This is a genomic window from Streptomyces sp. NPDC127117 (assembly GCF_042677325.1).
Taxonomy (GTDB): Bacteria; Actinomycetota; Actinomycetes; order Streptomycetales; family Streptomycetaceae; genus Streptomyces.
On sequence record NZ_JBHXTM010000085.1, the window covers coordinates 20464 to 27381 of the forward strand.

At 70.5% G+C, this 6918-nt stretch carries 5 protein-coding genes; 1 reads left to right on the forward strand and 4 read right to left on the reverse strand.

The genetic code is table 11. From position 1 onward, the window contains the following. Window positions 1-79: 79 nt before the first annotated feature. Window positions 80-1039, reverse strand: coding sequence for an NADP-dependent oxidoreductase (locus ACFVH0_RS38180; protein WP_385827964.1), 960 nt, complete (start codon window positions 1037-1039; stop codon window positions 80-82). A 107-nt stretch (window positions 1040-1146) separates the two neighbouring features. Here ACFVH0_RS38180 and ACFVH0_RS38185 point away from each other — a divergent pair, with 107 nt between their 5' ends. After that, window positions 1147-2106 (forward strand): GlxA family transcriptional regulator, encoded by a 960-nt coding sequence (locus tag ACFVH0_RS38185; protein WP_385827954.1) that lies wholly within the window; start codon window positions 1147-1149, stop codon window positions 2104-2106. 100 nt (window positions 2107-2206) lie between these two features. On the opposite strand, the gene ACFVH0_RS38190 is transcribed toward ACFVH0_RS38185, so the two are convergent. From ACFVH0_RS38190 to ACFVH0_RS38200, 3 genes are all read right to left on the reverse strand, one after another. Then, the gene (locus ACFVH0_RS38190) at window positions 2207-3556 is read right to left on the reverse strand and encodes a ferric reductase-like transmembrane domain-containing protein (RefSeq protein WP_385827956.1); all 1350 of its coding nucleotides are present in this window, start codon (window positions 3554-3556) and stop codon (window positions 2207-2209) included. Window positions 3557-4021: 465 nt separating this feature from the next. Then, window positions 4022-6202 (reverse strand): PAS domain-containing protein, encoded by a 2181-nt coding sequence (locus ACFVH0_RS38195; protein ID WP_385827958.1) that lies wholly within the window; start codon window positions 6200-6202, stop codon window positions 4022-4024. Between the two features lie 248 nt (window positions 6203-6450). Continuing rightward, window positions 6451-6918: LAETG motif-containing sortase-dependent surface protein (locus ACFVH0_RS38200; RefSeq protein WP_385827960.1), on the reverse strand; the 468-nt coding region annotated here is incomplete at its 5' end.

Consider the following 6918-nt stretch of genomic DNA (forward strand, 5'->3'; position numbering starts at 1 on the left):
GGATCTGGCGGGCCGTGACGTGCCGAGGTACGGGGCGGGGGCTGGAGGGCGGGGAGCCCGTCACCCCGCCCCGCCTCACTCAATCGGTGTTCCGGTCCTCCTGGTCCTCGACCACCAGGACGATCTTTCCCGTGGTCCGCCCGCTTTCGAGCATCGCGTGCGCGTCGGCGGCCTTGGCCAGCGGGAACGTCGCATGGATCTGCGGCCTCAGCGCGCCGGAGGCTGCCAGGTCGGCGATGGCCTTGATCCCGGCGTGGTCCGCCTGGACTCCGATGGTCCGGACGCGACCGCCCTGCCCTGCCGCTCGCTCCGCGTCGTCGGCGGCGGCGTCCGGCACGGTCGTGACCATCGTGCCGTCGGGGCGCAGTATCGACAGCGATCGCGAGCGGATGTCACCGGAGAGCGTGTCGAGGACGAAGTCGACCTCGCCGGCCGTCTCGGCGAAGTCGGTGGTGGCGTTGTCGATCACCTCGTCCGCGCCGAGGGCTCGTACGAACTCCTGGCGGTCGTCCCCGAGCACCGTGCCGATGACGTGGGCGCCACACGCCTTGGCGATCTGGACCGCGAGGTGGCCGACGCCCCCGGATGCCGCGTGGATGAGGGCGCGCCGACCGGGGCGCAGCCCGGCCGTGTCGACGATCGCCTGGTACGCGGTGAGGGCGGCCAACGGCAGAGCGGCCGCCTGGAGGTGGTCGAGGTTGGCCGGCTTCCTCGCGAAGGAGCGTGCGGGGCCGACCACGTACTCGGCGTGCGCTCCGACGCCGTACGGGTAGGGCAGCATGCCGAAGACCTCGTCGCCCGGCCGGAAGATGGTGACGCCGAGGCCGACCGACTCGACGACTCCGGAGACGTCCCACCCCAGGGTCAGGGGGAGGTCCTTGAGGAAGAGGCCGCCTGCGCGGTGCCGGCAGTCCGTGGGGTTGACGCCCGCCGCACGTACGGTGATGCGGATCTCTCCTACGTCCGGCACCGGCATGGGCACCGTTGCTTCCTTCAGGACCTCCGGTCCGCCGAATTCGTACTGTCGGATGGCGCGCATGGTCGGCGCGTCGGTGTTCGTGCTGCTGTCGTTCATGGTTTCCAGCATCGGAGCCGGACAGGTGGGCCCGCCATGGCATGAATGCCATTCTTCAATAGAATCGTGCCATGGCACATCGAATCGTCGTACTGGCTCTGGACGGGGTCTACCCCTTCGACCTGGGCATCCCCAGCCGGATCTTCGGCGCGGCGGGCGGCCGGTACGAGGTGCTGACCTGCAGCGTCGACGGTCGCCCGGTACGCAGCAACGCGGACTTCTCGATCATGGTGGAGCACGGCCCCGAGGTGCTGGGCACGGCGGACACCGTGGTGATCCCGCCGATCGACCCCTCCTGCGTCGTACGCGAGCTCCCGCCGACCGTGACGGGAGCACTCGCCGCGGTGCGGCCCGGCACCCGCATGGTGTCCATCTGCACCGGTGCGTTCGTGCTGGCGGCCGCCGGACTGCTCGACGGGCGCCGCGCCACCACGCACTGGGACCTGAGCGGCTGCCTCCGCGAGTGGTTCCCGCGCGTCGAGCTTGATCCGAAGGTCCTGTTCGTGGACGACGGCGATGTGCTGACCGCGGCGGGCGCCGCCGCGGGCGTCGACGTGTGCCTGCATATCGTGCGCACGGACCACGGCAGCGCGGTCGCCAACCAGGTGGCCAGGCACTGCGTGGTGCCGCCGTGGCGGGAGGGCGGGCAGGCGCAGTTCATCGACCAGCCGGTACCGGAACCGTCGGGGCAGAGCACCTCAGCCACCCGCCAGTGGGCGCTGGAGCGGCTGCACGAGCCGCTGGCCCTGACCGACCTCGCCGCCCACGCCCGGATGAGCCGCCGTACCTTCGCGCGGCGCTTCCAGAACGAGGCGGGGGTCAGCCCGGGCCGCTGGCTCACCCAGCAGCGCGTCGCCCGGGCCCGGCACCTCCTGGAATCCACCGACCTGCCCGTGGACGAGGTCGCCACGCAGACCGGCTTCGGCAGCGACACATCTCTGCGCCAGCATCTGCACGCGGCGATCGGTGTCTCCCCTCTCACCTACCGCAGGACGTTCCGCGGAGCGGCCGCGGCCGGGAGCAGAGCCTGACGGCCACAGCCAACAGGCCAGGGCCCGACGGTCACACCCCGGCCCCGGAACCTTTGCCTCGGAGCCAAAATCGCAGCCAGATGCGGATCCGGAGTCATCGTCACAGGGCAAAGCTCTCGGTGTGGATTCGCTTCTGCGGAACCCCGGCCTGGACGAGTGCCGCCGCTGCCGCGACGGTCATGCCGTTCGGCCCGCACAGATAGACGTCGCGCCTGGCGAGGTCGGGGACCAGGCTGCGCAGCGTCTGCGGGGCGAGCGGATTGAACGAGGCGTCGGACGGGCCGAGCAGATAGTGCAGTCCCGCCTGACGGACCGCGGCTATGGCCTCCAGCTCCTCCCGCAGTACCAACTGCTCCTCGCTGCCGGCCCGGTAGAGCAGGGTGATGTCGCCGGGTCCGCCCGGAAGAGTCTCGAAAAGTGCCCGCATCGGTGTGATTCCCACGCCGCCGGCGAGCAGCAGCACCTTCCGCCGCTTGCGTCTGTGGGCCGTCATGGCACCGAAGGGGCCCGTGGCCAGCACACGCGTACCCGGCTTGAGCCTTCGGATCCGCCGGGTGTGGTTCCCGACCGCCTTGACGGTGATCCTGAGCTTGTCGTCCCGCACGGGCGCGGAGAGCGAGAACGGCAACGCCGAATGCCAGACCCGGCGCTGCAGGAACCGCCAGCGGAAGAACTGCCCGGCCTCCGCCTGGAGTTCATCGAGCCCGTCCCCCTCCATCACTACCGAGAACACATCGGGCCCCTCGGCCTTGACCTCCACAACTCGCAGGTTGTGCCTGAGCGCCTGGCGTACGGGGACGACGATCCGGTACCGGACCAGCAGCACGACGATCGTGGCGTGCAGCAACGCCCACAGCCAGAAGGCACAGGCGTTGTCGGCGAGGTCCGGCCCGGTCATCTGATGCGCGACCCCGAGCGCCGCTCCGAGGTACGTGAGCAGGTGCACCGCGCGCCACGTCTCGTGCGGGATCCGGCCGCGTATCGACCGCGCCGATACGACCCCGGCAACGCACAACAGCACCAGTCCGAGTGTGGCGAGCGCCAGTTGCGTACGGCTGATCATCTGCAACGCAGAGGTCAGCAGGTCGTTCCCGTGGCGCGCGGCGGATCCGCACAGCGCGAGCAGCGCATGCCCCAGACACAACAGCAGCACCCAGCGCCCGCTCCATGAGTGCCACCGCGCGAGCCGGTCGGCGCCGACGCCGTGCTCAAGGGCGGGCACCCGCGCCATCAGGAAGAACATGCCGAGAGCGCCGTAGCCGGCGAGCAGACCGGTGAGATGGGCGAACGTCGCGAACAACTCGTCGAGCCGGAGCGTCGGCCGCATGCCCACGGCCCACAGTGCCAGGACCCAGAGGACACCCGCGATCAGCCCTCCCCGCAGGGACTTCGGAGAGATCCGAAAGGGCACCGGCAGTCGGGCCCCGGCGGGGAATGCCTGCTTCGCCACTCGCGTCAGATGCTCGCGGGGCGACCGCGCGGGCTGCTCGCGGTGCTTCGTCCGCGTGGACGCGGCGGACGCCGACCGGCCCGCGGCGTGCCGCGGGCCGGGGGCCGGACCGGGGGCCGGCGGTCCGGTGCGCGAGGCGCGACGTCGGCCCACCGGAGCACCCGCCGGCCGAAATACGGAGGAGTTCATATTCACTTCAGAATGGTCCCGGGTTTCCACAGAGCTGAACCTAGCGGCAGGAATCTCAAGAAAATGCGGGAAGTGGCTTGCTTGAAGATCCTTAAGGTTTTCTTGAGTCCGGCTTTCGCATCGAATAAGAGTTGTGCTGCGGCGACCGGCCCGCACGGTTACTGCGCGGCAGATTCACTGACCTTGCGACATCTTCCGGAAATTCATCGTGCCAGGGAATCGATTTCGGTTACGCGGCTGCCTGCGGTCACCATTCATTCGGTGAGACGGTGGGGGTCACGAGCCCGCCGGAGTTCGGGCAGTGAATGCGGGGCCCTGCGAGATCTCCATGGCCGATGTGTCCGTTGCCTCTGTCGCGGAGTACAGGGTTGCCCCGCCGGGCAGGGGCTGTGCGGGGGCAAGGGGCAGGGGTTCGGGCCACACCGAGGGCGCCGGAATCGGCTCGGGGACGCCCTCGATCTCAGCCAGTGCCATCCCGAGCCGGGTCCAGGGCACGGCCTCGGCGGTGGCGGGCCACTCCTGCACGGCCACCAGCGCGTGCGCCCCGTCCCCGGCGGACCGCAGTGCGGGAAACCCGTCGTCGTCCGCTTCAACGGTCAGTGGACCGGCGTGCATGGGAGCCGGGGCTTCTCCTCGCAACCCGTGCGTGTGCACGGCGTCTCCGGGCGCGGCGTGTTTCTTCGCGCCTTCGGACGCGGTCACCACGATGCCTTCGGCGGGGCGCCCCCGGCGGCGGCCGGTCGGTCCGAAGCCGCTACCTGAAGGGGCCGTCGAGCTGCGCGGAACCACGTCCATGGCAGTGCGTCGGGCACGTCGACGGCCGCTGCCGTCGGTGTCCGGGACGCCGGCGTCCGGGACCTCTGCGGAATGCCTCGGAACCGGCAGGGCGTGCCGGGCATCCGGGGCAGGCGGCGAGCCGGTGGTTCTCCTGCCTGCCACGACGGGCACTTCGAGGACGTACGCGGTCCCGCCAGTCTCCCGCACCTCGCGGGTCCGTACCACGCCGCCGTGCGCGGCGACGATCCCCCGCACGATGGGCTGATGCACGGGGTCGCCGCCGATGCGCGGCCCACGGACCTCGATCCGTACGGTGTCGCCCCGCTGCGCGGCCGCGACGACGATCGTCGGGTCGGCACCCACGGCACCCACGACATCGTCGATGCCCGCCACGTCCGCGACGAGGTGGGCGAGCGCGGTCGCGAGGCGCTCGGGGTCGATCTCCGCCTCGATCGGCGGTGTGTCCACGGAGAACCGGAGCCGGCCCGGGCCGATCAGCTCGACGGCGCCTTCGATGCCGTCGTCCACGACCCGGTCGAGCAGCACCGCTTTCCTGCGCAGTCCGTCCGTGCCCGCGTCGAGCCGTTGATACCCCAGCACGTTGTTCACGAGTGCGGCCATCCGGGCGTATCCGTCGGTCAGATGTTGCAGGAGCTGGTTGGCCTCCGGCCACAGGTGAAAGGCATCATCGGCCGCGAGGGTGCCGAGTTCGGTGCGCAGTCGCTCAAGAGACCCGTGCAGGGCCCCGTCCAGGACTGCCGTGAGCTGTGTGTGCCGGGCGGACAGGGCAGCGTAACGCTCTTCGTGCCGGCCCAGTTCGGTGCTGTGCCGCTCGATGAGGTCGGCGAGCTGGGCCTCGTGCTTCTGCGCGAGCTGCTCGTACGGGCGCTGATCGGTGAACGTCATGACCGCGCCGACGAGTTGACTCCCGTCGCGTACCGGCGCGGTGGTGATGTCGACGGGAATCCGTTCGCCGTCCTGCGCCCACAGGACCTGTTCGCGGACGCGGTGCTTGCGGCCGGATCCGAGGGTGTCGGAGAGCGGTGACTCCTCGTACGGGAAGGGCTCGCCGTTCGCCCGGGAGTGCAGGATCAGCGGATGGAGCCGCTGTCCGCCGAGCTGGCTGGCGCGGTAGCCGAGGATCTGTGCCGCGGCCGGGTTGACCAGCACGACGCGGCCCTCGGAGTCCGTGCCGACGACCCCTTCCGATGCGGCCCGCAGGATCATCTCCAACTGCCGTTGCGAACGCCCGAGTTCGGCCTCCGCATCGAGGGTTCCGACAAGGTCCCGAACCACCAGCAGGAGAAGCCGGTCATCGCTGTGGCCGTGGTACGGCTCGGGCGTCTCGCGCCGGTCGTCCAGGTGGACGCCGGTGACCTCGGCGGCGAACTCGTTGCCGTCGGCGCGCCGGGCGATCATGCGTGCGGGTGCGGTACGGCCCTGCCCACCGGCGTCCCCGGGCAGTGGCATGGAGCCCGGGAGAAGTCGTGGGTCGAAGTCCGGCAGCAGGTCGAACAGCCCACGACCGACCAGCACGGTGCCGGGCATCTCGAACATGCCGAGGGCCATGGTGTTGGCATTGACGATCGTGCCGTTGCTGTTCACGAGCACGAGGCCGTCGGGGAGGGCGTCAAATATGGCCGCAAGGCGGTCGGCACCTCGGGATGGTCTGTTGTTCACGACGACGCTTCCTTCCTGAACCACCGCATCTTGCCTGCCGGTACTCCAGGACCGGCGGCTTCCTGCCTGCCGGAGCACGGGCGGGTGAGGGGTATTGGGTACGGTTCGCCCGTGCAGGTGCGTCGGCGCGGTGTGGGTTGCGCCAACAGCTCCCTGCACGGGCACGCGGCATCGGGCCGATTCGACTCGCCGCATTGCCACTTGATGTGCCGCGGCAGGGGGCTGCCGCGGCGCGGGGCGAGGGGAGGTCAGCGGCCGCCTGCCGCCGAGCGACGACGGCTGAGGGCGAAGACCGCCGTCGCGCCGATCGCCAGCACGGCTGCTCCCGCGATGGCGATGCAGGGGGTGTTGCTGTTGCCACCGGTCTCGGCCAGTTCGGTCTGCGGGGACTGCCCGGCAACGCCGTTGACCTCGGGTTCCGCGGCCGCATCCGCGGCCTTCGGGGCAGCGGAGGCACCCGTGCCGGTCTGGGCACCGTGACCCTGGTGCTGCACGGACGACTTCGCCGCGCCGTCCGCGATCTTCCTCTCGGTGGGCGCGGACGCCGTCGGCGCTGGGGCAGTAGAGCCACCGGCCTTACTTCCCCCGCTGTCCTTGCCGAAAACCACGTCGGAGCAGGTATAGAAAGCCTCGGGGGAATCGGAGCGCTGCCAGATCGAGTAGATCAGATGGCGTCCGGACCTGGCGGGGACGCTGCCCCGGAAGACGTAGTCGCC